Consider the following 19,745-nt stretch of genomic DNA (forward strand, 5'->3'; position numbering starts at 1 on the left):
TATGAGAACAGCATATCGTTTTTTGTTATTATTGGGAATTTTTCTTATTGCTGCTGGTTTACATGCACAAAATTTGATGCCTCAGGCAAACGAGAAAGGGAAATTTGGTTATGTAGATGAACAAGGGAAAAAAGTAATTTCTTATAAATACGATGAAGCCGGTCCTTTTGAAGAAGGAATAGCCAAAGTGAAAAAGGGAGGCAAGTATGGTTTTATTAATGCGAAAGGCAAAACAGTAGGTAAGATAAAATATACTTTGATACTTCCGTTTACCGGAACATATTGTCGTGTGGCAGTGGGAGGTTCTTATAAAGATGGAATATTGAAAGGTGAGAAATGGGGATTCTTAAATAAAAAAGGAGAAGAAATACTGAAACCTGAATATGATGAAATTGGTGAATTTGAAAATGGTATTACTTATGTATTGAAAGGTAAAAAATATGGTTTGGTAAACGAACGCATGGAGTTTTTGTTAGAACCTGTATATATAGCAGTAGGACTTCCCGATAAATTTGGTCATGCTTGGTTTGCAGCATCCGGAAAAATTAATAAAGCCAGTGGTAAGTTGGAAAATGCCAAATATGGAATTGTAAACCAAGATGGGCGAATCGTATTAGAACCTCGGTATGGTACGGTAGGATATTTTTATAATTGGAAATATAAAAACGGGTTCCAAGTTGATAATAGTGCCTCAGTATCGGATATTTATAACAAATATTCATTACAAAGACCTTTGAGTAAACTTTATAATCCTCGAAATATATTGGATTCATTTATTAGTACGGCGCAAACCAAAGATAGTGCTGATTCTTTGAGAGAAGCATACCGGAATATGGAAATTTATGTAGATAGTAATTATTTATATTTTGGTAAAAATGCGTTGAAAGTTGGTGTTGTGGATGCTTCTGTTGGTGGTATTGTTATTTCTGAAAAAGAATTTAACGATATCTATTGTCCGTCGGAAGGCATCGCGATGGTTCGAAAAAAGAGCAGAAAGAAAATTATATCCGGATATTATAATATACAATCTGGTTTCTTTAAAGGATATGAAGATGGTGAGGTTTTGGAATCTTACCGGAACGGAGTTGCCAAAATCCAAAAGGCAGATGGCAAAGGCATTTATTTTGCGGATAAGTCTGGTAAAAAAATTACGGAATACTTTCTTGCGGCAATGAGGTTTGAAGACGGATTATGTATTGTGCAGAATAAAAATGAGAAGTTCGGCGTTATAGACAATACAGGAAAAGCAGTGATACCTTTTGAATATGATAATGCGAATAAATATTTCGGCGATGGTTTGTTAAGTGTGTCAAAAGCCGGAAAGTGGGGTGCGGTAGATAAAACGGGAACAGAAGTGATACCGTTTGTTTATTCGCAATTAAATATATTCAAATACGGATGGGCATGTGCCCTTGACGACAAGGGAAAATGGGGAATCATTGATAAAACCAACCAAATCGTGCTACCTTTTGATTGGGATGACTTGAAAATCATTACTTGTACCGAACCTGATTTGATATGGGGTGAGAAAGAAGAATTATGGTTTTGTTATAATAGGAAAGCAAAAAGTCTGGCGTTTGAACAAGGTTTTGATGATGCCTTTAATTTTGAGGATGGAAAAGCTATTGTAGCTCAAAATGGCAGATATGGTATGATTGATGTAAAAGGAAATGTTATTGTCCCTTGTCAGTTAGCCAACCCTATGCGGTTGAAACGTGCAGAAGAATATATGAAATCATTAGGAAAATCATCACTTACTGAAACAGATGCCTACCGTTTGAATATTTATGAAGACCCTTCTGTTAATTCTTATCGAATCATAGATATCATACCGAGTATGAAGTGGGATTATTAATAATATAAACCAGCTTACACTTTATGAAAAAGATTATTTTATTTTTTGTTGCGGCATTGTATTTTATTTCATCTTTTGCGCAAAAAGATTCTGTTACAATGGATTACCGTCGCAGTTCTTTATATAGTTTGTTGATTAATCACGATGATCAGAAGTTTGCCAAAGAAATCAGCGATGTATTTCTTCAGATTCCTACACCTGAGAAATACAATGATCATAATCTTTCAGTGAGGGTTGTTTCAATGGATACCAAGTTGAAAGATACGGAGGTTGTTCAAAGGTTTATTGAAAATAACGGCATAGCTTCTCGTTTGGTAGCACGTTGGTTCGAACGTGACCCTTTTACAGGGGTATGTAACGTTGATTTGGTAAAAAGCCGTGGTTTGTATGATGCAAATGAGTTCGATAAGGAATTGGCTTCACGTTCTCAGCGAGGCATTGCCATGTTGGAAGATGCCGGAGAAGATCTTATCAATAATACTTTTTTAGTGGTAAACGATATACGTTACGTTGATAGGGAAAAAACAGGTAAGGCGTTAGGAATCGGATTACGTACATTAGGCATGATAGCCGATATAGCGACTGGCGGAAATACTTTTTCTGACTTGGGCGATTCGATGGGTAGTATGATGGAAACGCTTAAAGGTTTCAAAGTAAATGTCAATACGCATTTATATCAGTTAGTATGGGATGAAGAAACTGCTATGACTTTTTATAAAGATTATTACTGTTCTGTTCCTGATGAGGCTAAGAAAAATGCGTTTGAAAATAATCGCGGCAAGTTTCATTTGAAATATGTTGGCAGCCAAAAAAGCAGCGGAAAAAATGTATCGTTTATCGGGGTGAATTTAGACGAACCGGAGCAAATGATTCGTAAAGCCTGTCAGCGTGCAATTGACGAAAACATCGCTTCGCTTCAGAAAAACTTTGAAGCATTTAAGGTAAAGACTCCTCTTGTCAGTACCGAACCTCTGTGTGCTGATATAGGGATGAAAGAAGGGATTACGGAAGATTCGCGTTTTGAAGTGCTGGAAACAGTGATAGAAGATAATAAAGTTAAATATAAAAAGGTAGGAGAAATCAAACCGGTAGCCGGCATGATCCGGGATAACCGATACATGGCTTTAGAAGAGGGAGCTTCTGGCTCTGATTTGAAGTACACTACGTTTAAGAAAATAAGCGGACGTGATTTTTATCCCGGTATGTTGATTCGTGAAATTAAATAAAATAACTATGAAACATTTTATCATTTCGTTGCTGATGTTGTGTGTGTCATCAGTGGGTTTTGCTCAAAGTTGGTTTTCAGACGATGGCGGTTCGGAGATGAAAAGAAACCAGTGGGGCATTGATCTTGGAGTAGGAAAAATGTCAGACGTAAATGGAAGCGTAGGGTTTTCAGGAGGAGTACGTTACCAGTATAATGTTCATCGTTTTGTGGGAATTGACTTGATTGGCGTGAATTATATCGGACAAATGGTTGATGGAGAAGGTTTAGGACCGAATGTATTACAGGCTATGATAGGTTTGCGTGGAAAGACACCTTCTATTTATGAAGATATAGCCGGCTATTTAGGTGTCAGGTTGGGTTATGGTCATGATTTTTGGACGGAAGAGGGCGGATTGGCTACAGAATTTAACGTAGGTGTCCATCTTACCAATACTTTAATCGTAGGCTATGTGTTCAATATGCAGAAAATAAACTTTGGCGGAGGGTTGTCCGGAAAATATAAGTTTAACGGTTTGAGAGTGGGATTTGTATTTTAATGTAAATAGTTGTTTATATGAAGAGATTTTTAGTTTTAGTAGGAATGTTATTGTGCGTGTTGATGATTAATGCGCAATATGTGGAGAAGAAACATCAGTTTGGTATAGAATTGGGTGTGGGTGGAAACGGTATGACCGCTGTTGATTTTGGGCTTCGCTGGCAAACAAATTTCCATCCGAATGTAAGTTGGGATGTGCTTACAGTGAAGGCAGTAGGATGTCCTGAAGAATTGGGAAGTACAATCACGCCACAGGTAATGACAGGTATTCATTTGACTTCTCCCGAATTTGCAGGAATGTCAGCTTATGTGATAGCAAGATGCGGATACGGCTATTGGGTTGAAGGAGAATCAGGCGATGTGTGTTTTGAAGTTGGTGCAGGTATTAACCTTACGAAGCATGTTTATATTGGTTATGTTTTCAACCATCAAAGTGGTGATGGTGATAGTTATGATTATAAATATGTAGATTATACTGCTAACTATCATGCTGCTCGCATTGGCTTTTTGTTTTAATTGGATTTGAGAAATTATAAATAGTATTCACTTTACAGCGATAGTTTGTATGTTGAAATGCAGGCTATCGCTGTTATTTTATTTGAGTATTTGAATGCTGCTCATATCCGGTTTGAGGCATGAAAATTTCTATTCGGAGAGCAACCAAGTCTTCCGAATAGAAATAGTCGACGCTACCTCATGGGATGAGTAACACTAACGGTAGCGTTTTCTTGCGTTTTCCGGTCATGAAAACAGGTAAAACTACACTGCCTGCATTTTAATAGTATATTACAGCTTCATCACCTCTTGCTCAAAATTTTCTTTATCTCCTTTGGCTTTGTTACGAATCTTGCTGCGGTAATTATATACCGTGGCGAGTGAATAGCCGAGGAAATGGGCGATGCTGTTGGCGTCTGTCACTCCCAAACGGATAAGGGCGAAAATACGAAGCTCTGTATTCAGCAGTTCGTTGGGCTTGGGGTATATTTGGGCGTCATCGGTTAATAAGTTGTTGAAGTCTTCGATGAAATTGGGAAACAGTTCCAAGAACGACTTATCAAATTCGGTGTAGAAATTTTTACGTTCGTCGCGCAGGAACTGTTCCGAACGGATGGCTTTAAACAGTTCTTCGATACGCGATGCCATAGCCAGTTTCTCAAGCGAACGGCGGTATTGTTCCAGCTTGTTCAGGTAACTTACACAGCGGTCTAAGTAGCGGGCAATGTAGACTTCCTTTATTTTTCCGGTTTGCTCTAATTTCTCGTTTACTGCTTTCAGTTGTCCGTTGGTCAGCGATAAATGTTGACGTACCAGCGACAGGTTTTTCATTCCGTGGTATAGGTATAAGGCTAAAATAACCAGTGCCACTGCCAGTATGCTGACGGTTAGGAACAAAATCCATCCCATCCGTTTTTCTTGGACTTCTTTTTCCGAATAGGCTTGGTCGATGATGGGATAATATTCCGTTACTTCTAAAAAACGTAAGCGGGCATTACATGCCACGGCATCTTCCATCGAGCAGCTCAGATATTCGTAAGCTCGTTCGATGTTGCCTTGTTGGTAGAGTACGCGAGCCAATTTTTGCAGAGAGGCATACTCGCGTACCGAAGCTGTCAGGTCGAGAATGGCTGTTTGTGCAAGGTAATAAATCTGCATGTCTACATCGTTTTTGGTTTCATACACCAATGCCAGCGTGTAGTTTACGTACGCCTTTTCTCGCATGTCGAGCGGTTCCGATAAAGCTTTGTTTAAGATGGGGATGGCTTGCTCTGCTTGCGAGTCGAGAATCATCTTTTCTGCCAGTGAGATGCTTTTGCTTGCCCCTTCAGGCACAAGCAGCAAAACCGAGTCGCGGTAACATGCTGTTTTTTCTATGTATTTTTGTTTTTCTTCGTTTACAATGGTGTAATCTGCCATCCATCCGTAGTATGTGCGTAACGCATAATAGTAAGACAGCAGAAGTTCAGGCGTGATAGATTGGCGGTTGATTTTTTGGAGTTCCGTCAGTGCTTCGTTATATGCTCCCATGACCCCCATAGCGTCTGCCCTGTTGATGATCAGTGTGGTTTCTACTCCCTCGTCAGAGACAGCCGAAGCATATTTTTGTTTTTCTTCTACGTAGTGAAGGGCTGAATCAGCCTGATAGTGCAGATACAGGTTAAAGAGTTCGCCGCACAGCTTGTACTTTTCAGCATTGTCTGTTTCGGCAACCAACTGTTGTTTGAGCTGTGCTATGGTTTGTTCATGCTTTGCCCGGTATTCATGCTTCCGTGCTATAACCTCGTCCAGTTCATTCAGTATTCCGTCGTACGAATGTGACTCGGCATAAGCCCATATTGGGGTGAACAGAGCAATAATCCATATTCTCCACAAAGCCTTCCTGATAGTGTTTGATTTATATTTTCCCATCATTAAACTCAAGCTAAATACCTTATTATCTGAATAATATTGTTTATACGCATTTATATTTTATTTCCAAAGATAAAAAAAGTTTTTTCAACAATCTACTTTTGCTTTGAAAAACATTAACCGCTTATATCATGAAACATAAATGGCTTATCGTAATGGCGGCACTTGCCTATTTGGGGTTGTGCCAGACAGTTCATGCTGTCAATATGAAGAAGATTGCTCCTACTTACTGGTGGGCAGGTATGAAAAATCCCGAATTACAGATTTTATTGTATGGAGACCGCATTGCTTCGGCTGATGTTAGCGTATCGGGACAAGACGTTACGCTGAAAGAAGTAGTGAAGCAAGATAATCCGAACTACCTGCTGCTCTATCTTGACCTCTCGGAGGCGAAAGCACAGAAGTTTGATATTCTGCTGAAACAAGGGAAAAAGACCGAAACCATTCCTTACGAACTGAAAAGCCGTGTACGTAAGGGCGAGGACATCAAGGGATTTACCTCGGAAGATGTACTTTACCTGATTATGCCCGACCGCTTTGCCAACGGAAATCCGGACAATGACGTAATAGAAGGTATGCTGGAAAACAAAGTGGACCGTACGAACGCTTATGCCCGTCACGGGGGAGACCTGAAGGGCATTGCCGACCATTTGGATTACATCGCCGACTTGGGAGTTACTGCCATTTGGCTGAATCCTACACAGGAAAATGATATGAAAGAAGGTTCTTACCACGGATATGCCATCACTGATTATTATCAGATAGACAGGCGTTTGGGTACGAATGAAGAATTTAAACAGTTGACCGAACGCGCTCATGAGGCAGGATTGAAAGTTGTTATGGATATGATTTTCAATCATTGCGGCAGCGAAAACTATCTGTTTAAAGACATGCCCTCGAAAGATTGGTTTAATTTCAAGGGCGAATACGTACCTACTTCTTTTAAAACGGCTTCGGTAATGGATATCCATGCCAGCAACTATGAAAAGAAAATCGCTACGGACGGATGGTTTGCTTCGGTGATGCCCGACTGGAACCAACGCAATCGTCATGTGGCTCGTTACTTGATTCAGAACAGCATTTGGTGGATAGAATATGCGGGTATCAACGGAATCCGTCAGGATACCCACCCGTATGCCGACTTTGATTTCATGAGCCAATGGTGTAAAGAGGTGCTCGATGAATATCCTTATTTTAATATTGTAGGTGAAACGTGGCTTAACAGCAACGTATTGGTTTCTTATTGGCAGAAAGACAGCAAACTGGCTGCCCCGAAAAACTCTAACCTGCCTACGGTGATGGATTTCCCTTTACAGGCATTGATGAATCAGGCGTTCGATGAAGAAACCGGTGACTGGGGAGGCGGCTTATATAAGTTGTACGATTATCAGACACAAGACTTGGTGTACGCCAATCCGATGAATTTGCTGATATTCTTCGACAATCACGATACTTCTCGTTTTACTACGAACGATGACAAGGCACGTAACCTGAACCGTTATAAACAAGCCATGACCTTCCTGCTTACCACTCGCGGCATTCCCCAGATTTATTATGGCACCGAGATACTGATGACAGGCGACAAGGCGAATGGCGACGGAGAGTTGCGTAAAGATTTTCCCGGCGGATGGACAGGCGATGCGACAAACAGCTTTGTGCGCGAGGGGCGTACGGATTTACAGAACGAGGCTTTCGACTTTACCCGTCAACTTTTAAACTGGCGCAAAGGGAACGAAGTGATTGGAAAAGGGACGCTGAAACATTATTCTATCAATAACGGAATCTATGTTTACCAGCGTGAATATAACGGTAAGTCGGCGGTAGTTATCATGAATGGAACCGACCAACAGAAAGAGCTTGACCTCACTCCGTATAAAGAAATACTGCCCAAGACGCAAGCCGTGGATGTTTTGGGTGGGAAAACTGTTAATCTTACAGGAAAACTGACATTGAAAGAACGTGAAACGTTGTTGATTTGTTTCTAAACCATTTATATTTCTATTGGCATGTATCTGCTTTAATTAATTGATTAGTAATTGTTTAATATCTATAATGGTTTATATTTTCAGCCTTGTCCGAAAAAGAGGCTATCAAGAAATCTAATTTTGCATCACAAGCTAATAATTCATTAATCGTAATACCTAAAACAATCTATTATGAACCTGAAACAAACCTTTACCTTAGTAGCTTTATGCTATTGTGCTTTTGCCGCAGATGCACAAAAGCTGACTTCACCGGATGGGAATCTGGTAATGGACTTCAGTCTGAATGCTCAAGGTGCCCCTACTTACGAGCTTACTTTTAAAAATAAACCCGTAATCAAGCCCAGTACATTAGGATTGGAACTGAAACGCGAGGACCCTGAAAAGAAAATTGGTTTTGAATGGACTGAAATGAAACAAAAAGAGGGAGTGGACCGGCGTACGAATCTGATGACAGGTTTTAAGATAAAAGATACGCAAACGTCGACTTTCGATGAAACATGGCGTCCGGTATGGGGAGAAGAAAGCGAAATCCGCAATCATTATAATGAATTGGCAGTAACGCTTGAACAACCGGCAAATGACCGCTACATCGTAATCCGTTTCCGTTTGTTTAATGACGGGTTGGGATTCCGTTATGAATTTCCTCAGCAAGCGAATCTGAACTACTTCGTTATCAAGGAAGAACACTCTCAGTTTGCCATGACGGGCGACCATACTGCTTTCTGGATTCCGGGAGATTACGACACTCAGGAATACGACTATACCACTTCACGCCTTTCAGAAATTCGTGGAAAGATGGACTCTGCCGTAACTGAAAATTCTTCTCAATATGTTTTCTCGCCTACCGGCGTGCAGACAGCGTTGATGATGAAAACCGATGACGGGTTATACATCAACCTTCACGAAGCGGCTCTGAAAGATTATGCCTGCATGAGTTTGAACCTTGATGATAAGAATCTGGTATTTGAATCATGGCTGACTCCCGATGCACGAGGTGACAAAGGATATATGCAGACTCCCTGTAACTCGCCGTGGCGTACCATCATCGTAAGTGACGATGCCCGCAATATTCTTGCTTCACGCATCACACTGAACTTGAACGAACCTTGCAAGATTGAAGATACTTCATGGATTCATCCGGTAAAATACATCGGAATTTGGTGGGACATGATAACCAATAAAGGTACATGGGCTTATACGAACGATGTATACAGTGTGAAACTGGGCGAAACCGATTATTCGCAAACCAAACCGAACGGTACACACTCTGCCAATACAGCCAACGTGAAACGCTATATCGACTTCGCAGCCAAACACGGATTTGATGCCGTATTGGTGGAAGGATGGAATCAGGGATGGGAAGACTGGTTTGGAAAGAGCAAAGATTATGTGTTCGATTTCGTAACTCCTTATCCCGACTTCGACGTACAGGAAATCCATCGTTACGCTGCCAGCAAAGGTATAGAAATGATAATGCACCACGAAACATCGGCATCTGTACGTAACTATGAACGCCATTTAGACAAGGCTTATCAGTTTATGGTAGACAACGGATACAGCTCTGTAAAGAGTGGTTACGTAGGCGACATCATCCCTCGCGGAGAACATCACTATGGCCAGTGGATGGTAAATCACTATCTCTATGCCGTAACCAAAGCTGCCGACTATAAGATTATGGTCAATGCGCACGAAGCAGTACGTCCTACCGGATTGTGCCGTACTTATCCGAACCTGATTGGTAATGAATCTGCCCGCGGAACCGAATACGAATCATTCGGCGGAAACAATGTGAACCATACTACCATCCTGCCCTTTACCCGTCTTATCGGTGGTCCGATGGACTATACGCCGGGTATCTTTGAAATGGATTGCAGTAAGATGAACCCGAATAACAAATCACATGTGCGTTCTACATTGGCTCGCCAGTTGGCACTTTACGTAACCATGTACAGTCCGCTTCAAATGGCTGCCGACGTACCTGAAAACTACGAACGCTTCATGGATGCCTTCCAGTTTATCAAAGATGTAGCCATCGACTGGGATGAAACCAAATACTTGGAAGCCGAACCGGGAGAATATGTTACCATTGCCCGCCGTGCTAAGAATACAGGCGATTGGTTTATTGGTTGTACGGCAGGTTATAACGGACATGTGTCGAAACTGACTCTTGACTTCCTTGATCCTGACAAGAAGTATGAAGCAATCATTTATGCGGATGCTAAAGATGCAAGCTGGGATAAGAATCCGCAAGCATACACCATTACAAAGAAGAAAGTAACTAACAAAACCAAGCTGAACCTGAAAGCTGCCGTAGGCGGAGGTTATGCCATCTCTATTAAAGAAGTAAAATAAATTAAGGTCTCAGCAATACGGATACACACAGATTATTGTTTTCAGTTAAAAAGATGAGTAGCCGGCGTCCCTCACAGGTACGGAGGGACGCGGAGGCTGCTTCCTTCCTTTCAGAATAACACACACTTGCTTTTTCAATAGGTCTTATCATATACGAATTAGAACAGATTAATAATAAAACTTAATTTAATAATATGAAAATAGAAACTATCAAACAACGGAATAAGCTCCTGATAGCAATGATGTTAGGCATGTTATTATCCGTGCAAGCCTTTGCACAAAGCCTTACAGTGACAGGAGTGGTAAAAGATAACATGGGAGAAGCTGTTATCGGAGCAAACGTAGTAGTAAAAGGAACAACGAACGGTACGATTACCGATTTCGACGGAAACTTTACACTAACTGCCAATAAGGGAGATATCATTGTTATTTCGTTTATCGGCTATCAGCCTCAGGAACTTCCTGCTGCTGCTAATATGAATGTGATTTTGAAAGACGACAGCCAGCTGCTGGACGATGTGGTGGTTATCGGTTACGGTACGGTCAAGAAAGACGATGCCACCGGTTCGGTTACGGCTATCAAACCCGATAAGATTAGTAAAGGTATCACAACATCTCCGCAAGACATGATTACCGGAAAGATAGCCGGTGTGAATGTAGTGTCTACGGGTGGTACTCCGGGTGCAGGAGCTACGATACGTGTCCGTGGAGGTTCTTCACTGAACGCCAGCAACGACCCGCTGATTGTCATCGATGGTTTGGCGATGGATAACGACGGTGTGAAAGGTATGTCGAATCCGCTTTCATTGGTCAACCCGAATGATATCGAGACCTTTACTGTATTGAAAGATGCTTCGGCTACTGCCATCTACGGTTCGCGTGCATCAAACGGTGTCATCATCATCACCACCAAGAAAGGAAGTGCCGGTTCAGCACCGAAGGTTAGCTACGACGGAAACGTTTCTTTCGGTAAACTGCGTTCTAAATTGGATGTAATGACAGGCGACGAATACCGTGAGTATGTAACCAATTTGTATGGCGAAGAAAAGTTGCCTCATGAGTTGGGAACAGCAAATACCGACTGGCAGGATGAAATTTACCGCACTGCCATAAGCCACGACCATAACATTACTATTTCGGGCGGATTGAAGAACATGCCTTACCGTGTATCGTTGAGCTATACCAACCAAAACGGTATTATCAAGACTTCTAATTTCGAACGTTTCACGGCTTCAGTGAACTTGGCTCCGGCGTTCTTCGATAATTATTTGAAGTTTAACATCAATGCCAAGAGCATGGTGGCTTGGAATCAATACGCAGACGGAGGAGTAGTAGGTTCAGCCATTACGATGGACCCCACACGTCCGGTATACGATAACAGTACGAATGTATTCGGCGGTTACTACCAATGGAGTACAAAAGCCGAATTTAATAATCCTGATTGGTTGCTTACTAAGAATTCACTGGCTCCGCAGAACCCGGTGGCTTTGCTCGACTTGAAAGACGATCAAGCCAAATCAAAGAGTTTTATAGGGAATATCGAAGTTGACTATAAGTTCCATTTCTTGCCCGATTTGCGTATCCACGCCAATTTAGGTGCCGATTATTCGGAAGGACGTCAGACTACCATCATTTCTCCGTATTCTTACTCAAACAACTACTACGGATGGAATGGAACTTCTTACGAGTATAAGTATAACCTTTCAGGAAGTGCTTACTTGCAATATATCAAAGATTTCAACGAAGGCAAACATGCTTTGGATGTAATGGTGGGTATGGAAGAGCAACACTTCCACCGTACCGGATATGAGATTGGTCAGGGTACCGACCCCGTTACCGGCGATGCTTACGATGAAAGAAAACGAGATAATACGGCTTATGGTTATCATAGCACGTTGCTTTCTTACTTCGGCCGTATCAATTATACTTTCTTGAACCGCTATTTGCTTACCGCTACGCTGCGTCAGGATGGTACATCACGTTTCGACAGCAACAACCGTTGGGGTACTTTCCCGTCGTTCGCATTCGGATGGAAGATGAAAGAAGAAAGTTTCTTGCAGGATGTTGATTTCTTATCTGATTTGAAGCTCCGTTTGGGATGGGGTATTACCGGACAGCAGAACTTGAGCAATACGATGGACTTCCCTTACATGGCGCTTTATACTGCCAACCGTGAGTTTGCTTACCTGCCTATGGGCGACCAGTATCTTACTACTTTACGTCCGGGTGCGTATAACCCCGATTTGAAATGGGAGGAAACCACTACTTGGAATGCCGGTATCGACTTCGGTTTCTTGAACGGACGTATCACCGGTACGTTGGATTACTACTACCGCGAAACAAACGACTTGATTAATACGGTTTATATCCCTACGGGAATGAACTTCAGTAACATGCTTACCAGCAACGTAGGTTCGCTCCGTAATCAGGGTGTGGAATTTTCAATCAACGCCAAACCCATTGTAACCGATGACTTTGTTTGGGATTTGGGATATAACATTACGTGGAACAACAACAAGATTACCAAACTGACCGCTTCCGATGATTCTGATTATTACGTGGCAACAGGAGGTATCTCTACTGCTACGGGTTCTACCATTCAGGCTCATAAGGTGGGTTATGCCGCTTCTTCTTTCTACGTTTATCAACAGGTGTATGATGAAAACGGAAAACCGGTTGAAAACACGTTTGTTGACCGTAACCATGATGGAATGATTAACGACAGCGACCGCTATATCTACAAGAAACCCAGTGCCGATGTATTGATGGGATTGACCTCGAAGATGACTTACAAGAACTGGGACTTCAGTTTCGCACTCCGTGCAAGCATCGGTAACTATGTTTATAACGACGTATTGGCAAACCGTTCTGACGTAAGCACTACCGGTATTTGGTCTACTTCCGGATTCTATTCAAACCGTCCGACGGCTGCGCTCGATTTGGGATTCAGCGGAGTAGGTAACTACTACATGTCCGACTATTTTGTACAGAACGCATCATTCTTGCGCTGCGATAACATTACGTTGGGATATTCATTCCAGAACCTGTTTAAAACAAACGGTTATAACGGAGTGGGCGGACGTATCTATGCCACTGTACAAAATCCGTTCGTAATCACCGGTTACGATGGTCTTGACCCCGAAGTACAAGGGTCTGCCGACACTCCGGGTATCGACAATAACATCTACCCGCGTCCGGTAACCTTCCTTATCGGTTTGAGCCTTCAATTCTAATCATGTTAAACTTAAAAGCAAACTATTATTATGACATTCAATAGATTAAAATCATTGATTCCGTTGACTGCAATAGCAGTTGCGTGCAGCTTGGGGTCTTGTTTAAATGATTTGGACATCAGTCCGATAAATCCGCAAGTAACCGAAGAATTTTCGCAAGATGAGGTTTACAATAAGATATATGCCACGTTGAGCCTTACCGGACAGCAGGGAGCTGCCGGTTCGGGCGATGTAGCCGGTGTTGATGAAGGTAGTGCGTCACCTTTCTACCGCATGATTCTTACCGCTTACGAGTATCCTACCGACGAAGTAATCTGTAGCTGGACAGACGCAGGTATCCCCGACTTTTATCAGATGAACTGGGGTTCTTCCAACCTTCCGCTGACCGGTTTTTACAGCCGTTTGATGTACGATGTTACGCTGTGTAACCACTTCATGGAAAGAACTGCCGAACTGACCGACGAAAAAACCGTGCGTCAGCGGGCTGAAGTACGCTTTCTCCGCGCCTTGAACTATTATTACCTGATGGATGCATACGGTAATCCGCCGTTTACCGAAACCGTATCTTTAAACGAAGCTCCTCAGCAAATCAAGCGTGCCGATTTGTTTGATTATCTTGAAAATGAGCTGAAAGAAATAGAAGCCGACTTGGTTGACCCGCGTACCGGACAGTTCGGTCAGGTAGACAAAGCCTGCACATGGCTGTTGCTTTCGCGTATGTATCTGAATGCCGAAGTGTACACCGGAACGGCTCGTTGGGCAGATGCCATTACGTATGCGCAAAAGGTTATCAGCTCAGACTACGGACTGGCAGATACGTACAAGGAACTGTTTATGGCAGATAACGACGAGAACGAAGAAACCCTGAAAGAAATCATCCTGCCCATCCGCTTGGACGGAGCAAACGCACGCTCATACGGTGGCGCACAGTTTGCCATCGCTGCTACCCATACATCGGGCATGACCCCGTGGGGCACTTCAGAAGGCTGGGGAGGCGTAAGAGCGCGCAAGGCTTTGGTTAATAAGTTCTTCCCGAACGATAGCGACGCTCCGCTGGGAGTGGATGAAACTCAAATGGTTGCTGCCGCAAACGATGACCGCGCCTTGTTCTTCTCAGGTACGTCCAGTGACGAACGCACGCTGGAAATCACCAAGCCGACTACCTTTAAAGAAGGTTTCTCTATCGCCAAATGGACGAATGTACGTTCCGACGGGCAACCCTCACACGATGCTACGTGGGTAGATACCGATGCTCCGCTGTTCCGTACGGCTGAAGCTTACCTGACACTGGCAGAGGCTACGTTGCGCAACGGAGGTTCGCAGAAAGACGCATTAGAGGCTGTGAATACTTTGCGCCGCCGTGCTCACGCTACCGAACTTCAGTCTGTTACGCTCGACCAGATTTTGGACGAGAAAGCCCGCGAATTTTACTTTGAAGGACAAAGAAGAACCGACTTGGTACGTTACGGATACTTTACCGGAAGCGGCTATGTATGGGACTGGAAAGGCGGTACGGCAAACGGTACGGCTGTCAGCTCGAATTACAACCTCTTCCCCATCCCGTCATCAGACATGAACGTGAACGGTAATTTGGACCAAAACCCCGGATATTAATAACTTACCTTACTGATAAACATTATGAAAAAACTGAATATATTTGCTTACTGTCTTGCCGGAATGCTGGCTTTCAGTTCCTGCCAAGACGATAGAGACGATAATCCTACCATTCTTCATCCGGAGACTTTCACACTGAATGCCTCTACGGAAACTGTATACGACTTGCAGAACATTGAGACGATCGACTGGACGTGCGATGTTCCTGATTACGGTTACAGCGCAGCCGTTACTTATTCGGTGCAAATCAACAAAGATAATAACTGGGTAGATGCCGAAGGAGAAAACGCAGTTTCGTATGTTACGCTGGAAGCTACTTATTCTACCAACCAGCTGAAAATAAGTGCGGCTGAGATGGACCGCTCGCTCATTATCTTAAATGAATGGTTCGATGCGGAGACCTTCCCCACTACCGAACAGACTGTTTTCGTGCGCATCATGTCGTCTATCTCAACGGTATCGGGTTACGAAGCCTATTCCGAACCGGTAGAAATCCGCTACTTGCCTTACTACATGGAGGTTTCGCTTGAGCCGAAAACAATGTATGTAGTGGGCGACCATAATGGATGGGCTGCCAACGACGATGCGCCCCGCCTTATCGCTACCGATGAAGCAGGCATGATATTCCACGGCTATGCACAGTTGAACACGCAATTTAAGTTTATGACTACCGACTCATGGGCTGACCCGAATTACGGTGGCGGAAGCGGCACGTTGGCGTTAGGTGGAGGAAACATCACTGCAACTCCCGGATTCTATCAGATAGATGCGAATCTGAATACGATGACTTATTCGCTCCGTACTTGTACATGGGGAATCGTGGGCGATGCTGTCGGTAGTTGGGACAATGACGTGCAGTTGACTTATAATTCATCTACCGGAGCGTTGGAAGCCGAAGTGGAATTCTCTGCCGGACAATTCAAATTCCGTCAGGATGGTGATTGGGCTTATTCGTTAGGTAGCAGTTTGGATGAATTGGTATACGATGGTGGTAATATGTCAGTGTCTCCGGGCCGTTATACCGTCCGTCTGTATCTGAACGGACCTACCTATCGTGCCGAACTGATTCCGGTGGAATAACAGGCAAAATTTCTACCCATAGAGATGAGTATTTCTATTCGGAGCGTTAGTTGTTTCTATGGGTAGCGTTGACCGTTCCTATGGGTAGAAAATAAACAAAAAAACGTGGATGTATTCTTCTCTGAATCATCCACGTTTTTTTGTTATTCTATCAGATTGTGTATAAACGAGTTACCTTACTCTACCCATACCGTGTAATCCGGTTTGCGGGGCTTGGCCGCCGGTGCGTTTTCATCGGCAGGATAGCCAAGAACGCAATGTCCGATGCCTTCGTAATCGCCTTCAATCCCCCACTCTTTCAGCAGTTCTTTTCCTTCGGGTGAGTTGAATACTTCTTTGGCACGGTGAATCCAGCAACTTCCCAAGCCTACGGCGTGTGCCGCATTCATCAGGTTTCCCATCACCAATGAACCATCGTAAAGATACGTAGGCCGGTTGCGGTCTGCCAATACCACAAGTACCACGGGTGCGCCGTAGAAAGGGTCGGAAGTTGTTCCTAACACCTCGGCGTTCAGTTTCGACAAACGGTCGCGTACAGCCTTGTTTGTAACGGCAACAATAACAGGCGATTGCATACCCCTGCCCGTAGGTGCGTATGTACCAGCCTCTATCACCTGTTCTATCAACTCACGTGCCGGCATCCGGTCGGGTTTATAACCGCGTATGCTGCGGCGCGTTTTCATGTTTTCGATTATTGCATTCATACTTTATAAGGATTAAACAGATTCATGTTTTCTTGTTCCAAGTTCAGCAAATACGCCTTAGCCTGAAGTCCTCCGGCGTATCCCGTAAGTTGGCGGTTGCTGCCTATGACGCGGTGGCAAGGCACGAAGATGGAAAGCGCATTCATACGGTTGGCAGACGCTACGGCACGGACTGCTTTCGGGTTTCCCACTCGCTGGGCAAGTTCTGCATACGAGACGGTTTCTCCGTAGGGAATCGTGAGCAATTCACTCCATACACGCTTCTGGAAGTCTGTCCCTGCAAACAAAAGCGGTACGTTGAAAGCCGTCCGCCGATGAGCGAAATACGCATCCAGCTCTTCGGAAGCCTGCCTTGTGACATCGGATGAACCCGGCTCGAACGCCGCATCCAACAGGTGACGCAAGCGTTTGTCTACCGCCTCTCTCCGCCCGGCGTCTGTCATCCAGTCGCATAAGCAAAGCCGTCCGTCGCACGAGCCGAGCAGGATTTCTCCGCAAGGCGAGTGATAAGTTTGTAAAAAGATGGTTTTCATAGTGGAGATAGATTATAATAAACGTTTGCTAAGGAAACGTGTAGGATACCATATTGAGGCAAAACCGATGGCAAGCACGGTGAGAAGTATCAGTATCACATCGCCGGCATGTACGCTTACCGGATACGCCTCGACCACAAAACTGCCCGACGAGCCTAATGATATCAGTCCGAACTGCTGCTGGAGGAAACAGAGCAGAATGCCCAGCACCACGCCCGAAACAGCTCCGAAGCAAGAAATCATATAACCTTCGAGAAGGAAAATACGGGTAATCTGGCGGTCGTTTGCCCCCATGTTCCGTAAAGACATCACATCGTTTCGCTTGTCGATAATCAGCATCGAAAGCGGTCCTACGATATTGAAGCAGGCAATGAGCAGGATGAAAATCAGAAACAGGTACGAAACCAACTTTTCTATTTTCATGATGCGGAAAGTGTCTTCTTGCTGTTCGTAACGGTCTTGCACGACGAACTCTTTTCCCAACCGCTTTTCCAACATCCGTTTTACTGTTTCAACGTCCTCCCCTGCCTTCAGTTTCAGGTTCAGTGCGCTTATTTCGGTAGTGTATCGGAATAACTGTCGGGCAAAATCAAGCGAGGTAAGTATATAAGCATTGTCGTATTTCTCTTGCCCTACGACAAAAGTCAATCCGGACGAGAATAAGTTTCCTGTGGTAAATGCAGTCGAAGGATTGGCAATGTTGACCTTCGCCCCTCGCTTGGGTGCATACACCTCCAACGGGTCGAGAAAGCGTATGCCTGTACCCAGTGCCGAAAGAAGTTGAATACCCGGAATGGCATAATTAGCCACCTCGTCATGCAGTATCAGTTCCCCCCTTCCGAAGAGGATGCTGTCTATGGGTGTCAGGCTGTCAAAATTATCTTCCACTCCCCTGATTACTGCCATCACCTGCCTGCCTTGATACTGCACCATCGCGTTGTCTTCCAACGACTCGGAGCAGACTTCTATTTCCGGCATCTGACGGATGGAAAGCACCCGCGGGTCTTGCCCGTCGAACACCTTCCCCACAGCAGGCATGACCTTCAGTTCGGGGTCGAACGCCGTAAAAAACGTGGAGACCAAATCCTGAAAGCCATTAAAGACCGAAAGCGTGCATACCATAGCCATTGTCGCTAATGCTACCCCGCACACCGAAATGCAAGAGATAATATTGACGGCATTGTGAGATTTCTTCGAGAAAAGATACCTGCGGGCTATGTAAAAAGAAAAGTTCATTTTTTCAGAAGTTCGTCGATGTGTGCCGCATAATCCAGCGAATCGTCTACGAAAAACTTCAATTCAGGGATGATGCGCAACTGAAAGCGTACACGTTTTCCCAGTTCGTACCGGATAGACTTCATGTTGTCATTGATGTTTTTAACGATTTCTTCGCTACGCTCTGAAGGGAAAACGCTTAGATAAGCGCGGGCATAGCTTAAATCAGGACTGATACGTACTGCGCTTACTGACACCAATACGCCCGGCATCATCTTGGTTTGTAACAAAAATATTTCGCTGAGTTCTTTCTGAATCAGGCGGGCAATTTTATTTTGTCTGGTTGTTTCCATAATTCTTTTATTTATTTCTTACGTATAATAGTCAATCCGTCGCGCAACGGTAGGATTACTTTCTCCACACGTGTATCGGCAGCCACCGTGTCGTTAAACTTTTTAATGCCGAGCGTCTGTGTATCGGCAGGACGAGTTTCTTCGAGTACATGTCCGTCCCATAACGTATTATCGGCAATGATATATCCTCCGGAGTGCATTTTACTGAGAATCATCTCATAATACTCTACATAGAAACGCTTGTTTCCATCCATGAAAGCCAAGTCGAATACTACATCCATCTGCGGAACCATGGTCAGGGCATCACCGATGTAGAACTTTATTTTGTCGGCATACGGCGAGTTCTCCAGCCACGGACGTGTAAAATCTTCCTGTTCGTCATTGATTTCGAATGTATGGAGCACGGCTCCATCTTCGAGTCCTTCTGCCAGACACAGTGCAGAATATCCGCTGTATGTGCCTATCTCAAGCACTTGTTTCGGACGTATCATCTGTACGAACATCTTCAGCATCCTTCCCTGAAGATGCCCCGAAGCCATACGGGGACGCAAGAGTTTTACATGCGTCGCCCGGTATAATGCTTTCAGGTAATCGTTTTCTTCGTCGATATGGCGAAGGATATATTCATCCAATGCGTCCGTTTCTTTCATTG

At 43.9% G+C, this 19,745-nt stretch carries 15 protein-coding genes; 9 read left to right on the forward strand and 6 right to left on the reverse strand.

What is annotated here, in order from left to right; genetic code table 11:
- Position 1 precedes the first annotated feature (1 nt).
- The 4 genes from M3085_RS09970 to M3085_RS09985 are packed head-to-tail and all read left to right on the forward strand — an operon-like array spanning position 2 to position 4,134.
- Entirely contained in the window at positions 2–1,855 is a 1,854-nt protein-coding gene (locus tag M3085_RS09970; protein ID WP_249052932.1) for a WG repeat-containing protein, read from the forward strand.
- A 23-nt stretch (positions 1,856–1,878) separates the two neighbouring features.
- Positions 1,879–3,081, forward strand: coding sequence for a hypothetical protein (locus M3085_RS09975; RefSeq protein WP_249052933.1), 1,203 nt, complete (start codon positions 1,879–1,881; stop codon positions 3,079–3,081).
- A gap of 7 nt (positions 3,082–3,088) precedes the next feature.
- Entirely contained in the window at positions 3,089–3,619 is a 531-nt protein-coding gene (locus M3085_RS09980) for a hypothetical protein (protein ID WP_249052934.1), read from the forward strand.
- Between the two features lie 17 nt (positions 3,620–3,636).
- Positions 3,637–4,134: a hypothetical protein gene (locus M3085_RS09985; protein ID WP_249052935.1), complete on the forward strand. Its 498-nt coding sequence runs from the start codon at positions 3,637–3,639 to the stop codon at positions 4,132–4,134.
- A gap of 270 nt (positions 4,135–4,404) precedes the next feature.
- On the opposite strand, the gene M3085_RS09990 is transcribed toward M3085_RS09985, so the two are convergent.
- On the reverse strand, positions 4,405–6,027 hold the full coding sequence (locus tag M3085_RS09990) for a DUF6377 domain-containing protein (RefSeq protein WP_225230925.1): 1,623 nt from the start codon (positions 6,025–6,027) through the stop codon (positions 4,405–4,407).
- Between the two features lie 128 nt (positions 6,028–6,155).
- On the opposite strand from M3085_RS09990, the gene M3085_RS09995 reads away from it, so the two are divergent.
- The 5 genes from M3085_RS09995 (at position 6,156) to M3085_RS10015 (ending at position 16,288) form a co-directional block, all read left to right on the forward strand.
- Positions 6,156–8,009 (forward strand): glycoside hydrolase family 13 protein, encoded by a 1,854-nt coding sequence (locus M3085_RS09995; protein WP_178255586.1) that lies wholly within the window; start codon positions 6,156–6,158, stop codon positions 8,007–8,009.
- Between the two features lie 171 nt (positions 8,010–8,180).
- Positions 8,181–10,361 carry a glycoside hydrolase family 97 protein gene (locus M3085_RS10000; protein WP_191710122.1) on the forward strand — a complete coding sequence of 727 codons (2,181 nt, stop codon included), beginning with the start codon at positions 8,181–8,183 and terminating at the stop codon, positions 10,359–10,361.
- A gap of 194 nt (positions 10,362–10,555) precedes the next feature.
- On the forward strand, positions 10,556–13,594 hold the full coding sequence (locus tag M3085_RS10005; protein ID WP_191710123.1) for a SusC/RagA family TonB-linked outer membrane protein: 3,039 nt from the start codon (positions 10,556–10,558) through the stop codon (positions 13,592–13,594).
- A 30-nt stretch (positions 13,595–13,624) separates the two neighbouring features.
- A complete protein-coding gene (locus tag M3085_RS10010; protein ID WP_204499321.1) occupies positions 13,625–15,208 on the forward strand; it encodes a RagB/SusD family nutrient uptake outer membrane protein in 1,584 nt (527 codons plus the stop codon).
- Positions 15,209–15,232: 24 nt separating this feature from the next.
- Positions 15,233–16,288: a SusE domain-containing protein gene (locus M3085_RS10015; RefSeq protein ID WP_249052936.1), complete on the forward strand. Its 1,056-nt coding sequence runs from the start codon at positions 15,233–15,235 to the stop codon at positions 16,286–16,288.
- Positions 16,289–16,464: 176 nt separating this feature from the next.
- Here the strand turns inward: M3085_RS10015 and M3085_RS10020 are convergent, their stop codons facing one another.
- The 5 genes from M3085_RS10020 to M3085_RS10040 are packed head-to-tail and all read right to left on the reverse strand — an operon-like array spanning position 16,465 to position 19,743.
- A complete protein-coding gene (locus tag M3085_RS10020; RefSeq protein WP_249052937.1) occupies positions 16,465–16,992 on the reverse strand; it encodes a nitroreductase in 528 nt (175 codons plus the stop codon).
- On the reverse strand, positions 16,989–17,525 hold the full coding sequence (locus M3085_RS10025) for a methylated-DNA--[protein]-cysteine S-methyltransferase (protein ID WP_204499325.1): 537 nt from the start codon (positions 17,523–17,525) through the stop codon (positions 16,989–16,991). The genes M3085_RS10020 and M3085_RS10025 overlap by 4 nt, the downstream gene beginning before the upstream one ends.
- 12 nt (positions 17,526–17,537) lie before the next feature.
- Positions 17,538–18,761, reverse strand: a complete 1,224-nt coding sequence (locus tag M3085_RS10030; RefSeq protein WP_204499327.1) for an FtsX-like permease family protein — start codon at positions 18,759–18,761, stop codon at positions 17,538–17,540.
- Positions 18,758–19,093, reverse strand: coding sequence for a 30S ribosome-binding factor RbfA (gene rbfA, locus M3085_RS10035; protein ID WP_249052938.1), 336 nt, complete (start codon positions 19,091–19,093; stop codon positions 18,758–18,760). The genes M3085_RS10030 and rbfA overlap by 4 nt, the downstream gene beginning before the upstream one ends.
- A gap of 11 nt (positions 19,094–19,104) precedes the next feature.
- Positions 19,105–19,743: an O-methyltransferase gene (locus tag M3085_RS10040; protein ID WP_178256564.1), complete on the reverse strand. Its 639-nt coding sequence runs from the start codon at positions 19,741–19,743 to the stop codon at positions 19,105–19,107.
- Positions 19,744–19,745 lie beyond the last annotated feature (2 nt).

The organism is Bacteroides caecicola (genome assembly GCF_023337095.1).
Lineage (GTDB): Bacteria > Bacteroidota > Bacteroidia > Bacteroidales > Bacteroidaceae > Phocaeicola > Phocaeicola gallinarum.